The organism is Pseudobutyrivibrio sp. JW11 (assembly GCF_900115355.1).
GTDB lineage: Bacteria > Bacillota > Clostridia > Lachnospirales > Lachnospiraceae > Pseudobutyrivibrio > Pseudobutyrivibrio ruminis.
In genome coordinates this window covers 1-2512 of record NZ_FOWB01000033.1, presented here as the reverse complement: position 1 = coordinate 2512, position 2512 = coordinate 1, and the positions used below count along the sequence as shown (strand labels likewise).

Annotated in this window: 3 protein-coding genes; all 3 read left to right on the top strand. The window is 42.2% G+C overall.

Annotated features, from left to right (window positions below; all coding sequences use genetic code 11):
* Nucleotides 1-104 precede the first annotated feature (104 nt).
* Nucleotides 105-1262 carry an alanyl-tRNA editing protein gene (locus BM102_RS14135; RefSeq protein WP_090483020.1) on the top strand — a complete coding sequence of 386 codons (1158 nt, stop codon included), beginning with the start codon at nucleotides 105-107 and terminating at the stop codon, nucleotides 1260-1262.
* Nucleotides 1263-1339: 77 nt separating this feature from the next.
* The gene (locus tag BM102_RS14130; protein ID WP_177194983.1) at nucleotides 1340-2044 is read left to right on the top strand and encodes a YARHG domain-containing protein; all 705 of its coding nucleotides are present in this window, start codon (nucleotides 1340-1342) and stop codon (nucleotides 2042-2044) included.
* Between the two features lie 32 nt (nucleotides 2045-2076).
* Nucleotides 2077-2328: a TIGR03905 family TSCPD domain-containing protein gene (locus BM102_RS14125; protein WP_033152943.1), complete on the top strand. Its 252-nt coding sequence runs from the start codon at nucleotides 2077-2079 to the stop codon at nucleotides 2326-2328.
* The last annotated feature ends 184 nt before the right edge of the window (nucleotides 2329-2512 follow it).

Here is a 2512-nt window from a genome sequence, read left to right as displayed (position 1 = left end):
GGGACAATTATATCATGGGCTTAACTAAGCCTATTGAACAGATATTTATTAAGTTATCAAGGTACATTTAATGTATCTAAAATATTATACGAGGGTGAATATATATGAAAACAATAGCACTTTATGATGAAGATGCATTTGCAAAAGAGTTTAATGGAAAAGTAATATCTTGTGATGAAGCCATAATCGATGATCAAAAGCTTTACAAGGTGGTACTGGATAAGTCATTATTTTTCCCTGAGCAGGGAGGACAGACCAGCGATATAGGCCATTTAGATGAGCATCAGGTGGTGGATGTGCAAATCGAGGGTGATACAGTTTACCACTACTGCAAAGGGGGCTTCCTGATTGGTGAGGAAGTTCATGGTGTGATTGATTGGGACCATCGTTTTTCAAATATGCAGCAGCATACAGGAGAGCATATTTTTACAGGACTTGCTCATAATGAATATGGTGCTGAAAATGTTGGATTCCACCTTAGCGACAACACGGTCACACTTGATCTGAATATAGAGCTTTCAGAGGATATGGTTGAGCATATCGAAAGAAAGGCAAATGAAATCATTGCCGCAGATGTGGCTGTCAAAGCATATTATCCACAGCAGGAATTGCTTGGAGCAATAGCCTACAGAAGTAAAAAAGAAATTGATGGCCCAGTTCGATTGGTGGAAATCGAAGGAGTTGATCTATGTGCCTGCTGTGCACCACATGTTAAAAGCACTGGCCAGGTAGGCATGTTAAAAGTGGTATCATACGAGAAATACAAAGGCGGAACAAGAATCTATATCCTTTGTGGATTAAGAGCCTTAGACGACTACAATCGTCGTATGAAATTGCTGGCTAAAGCGTACCGCACATTGAGCTGCAAAGAGGATGAAGTGCCAGATAAGATCATTTCATTGATGGATGAAGGCAAGCAGTTAAAATATCGTATAAGCGATATCAAATCAGGAATACTGATGAATCAAATAGAAAGCTATCAATCTGATATTCCTGATATCACAATCTTCTCTGAAGATTTAGATGCAAAGATAATGCGAGATGGAGTCAACGCTTTAGTTGAAAAGCATGATGGCTTGTGCTGCATATTCTCAGGAAATGACGATGATGGCTACAACTTTGTAATTGGAAGCAAGACTAGGGACTGCGCAGCAATTGCAGCAGGAATGCGAGAGCTTTTAGGAGCCAAAGGTGGCGGCAGCAAGCAAATGGCTCAAGGTAGCGTAAATGCTACAAGAAACGAAATTGAGCGAACAATGTAACAAAAATGCAATATAATGTAACAAATTCGTCAAAATATGGTATACTCTAAAGAAAAATGGAAAAGGGAAGAGTAGCTATGGAAGGAATGTTTTCACGTTTTGATGATTTGCGTAAGCTTATAGTTAAGCTTTATAACAACAAAAATGTTCGTCGATGGACAATTGAAATCGTAGTATGTATAGTGGTAGGTCTACTTGCAGGCTGTTTTTCTTATAATGCCCTTCACAAGAAGGATAAAAAACTTACAGTGAGCGAGGAAAATGCAGTAGCCCAGGAAGAAGTTGTAGAAACAACCGACACAGCAGAATCCACAGAATCCTCAGAGGAGGCTGTGGAAGATAATTCTGTTATCACAGTTGTAGATCCTGGCGAATACGTTGACACCATCAAAGACTGGTCGTCAGAGGAAATTTCTGCGGCAATATCCGAACGCAGCCAATACCTTACAGACAACAAATACTGGCCTACAGTATCGAGCTACTGGGAAACATCACGTGGTGTCACCGGTGATGCTTGCTACTGCACATACTTATTCAACACAGACACAACAGTTTACACCACTGCAGATTTTGAAAATGTACCTGCGGAGGTTATACACATCGCAAAAAATGAAATCTATGCCCGTCACGGTTATAGTTTCAGAGATTCAGAAATAATGAATTATTTCATGGGTCAGGTTTGGTACTCTCCATCTGTAATGCCTGCAGATTTTTCTGAGGATGTATTTACAGAAACGGAAGTCAAAAACCTAGACATGCTAAATTCAATAGACACAATGTAATACGCTCACTGGCAGAGCGAAAAGGAGTTTAAATGGAAAAATACAGCTACACACCAAAGGGAGTTTGCGCCCGCAAAATCGACTTCGAAATTGAGGACGGCAAGCTTCACAACGTAAAATTCACCGGAGGATGCGCAGGCAACACACTCGCCATCAGCAAACTCCTTGAGGGCGCCGATGCAGCCCACACCGTAGAAATTCTCAAGGGCAACCTCTGCGGCTTCAAAGGCACCAGCTGCGCCGACCAACTTGCCCTAGGCATCGAACAGGCCCTCCAGGCCTAGGTGTACACCCGGCCGCCATGCCCTCCCGGCATAGGCAAACAAGGCAACCTACCCCGGCCCCCGGCACACCCGCCTGCTACCACCTGCAAGTACGTCACAGATTTTGGATTATCTAAATGTGTAGTCGCCCATATTTATTAGTAGGTGTTCTTACAAAGTTTTACAATTCTATCGGTAAGGTATG

Bases quoted from the DNA above. Each gene is read 5' to 3' on its own strand.
- BM102_RS14130 (WP_177194983.1), top strand. From the start codon at position 1,340: ATGGAAGGAATGTTTTCACGTTTTGATGATTTGCGTAAGCTTATAGTT.
- BM102_RS14135 (WP_090483020.1), top strand. From the start codon at position 105: ATGAAAACAATAGCACTTTATGATGAAGATGCATTTGCAAAAGAGTTT.
- BM102_RS14125 (WP_033152943.1), top strand. From the start codon at position 2,077: ATGGAAAAATACAGCTACACACCAAAGGGAGTTTGCGCCCGCAAAATC.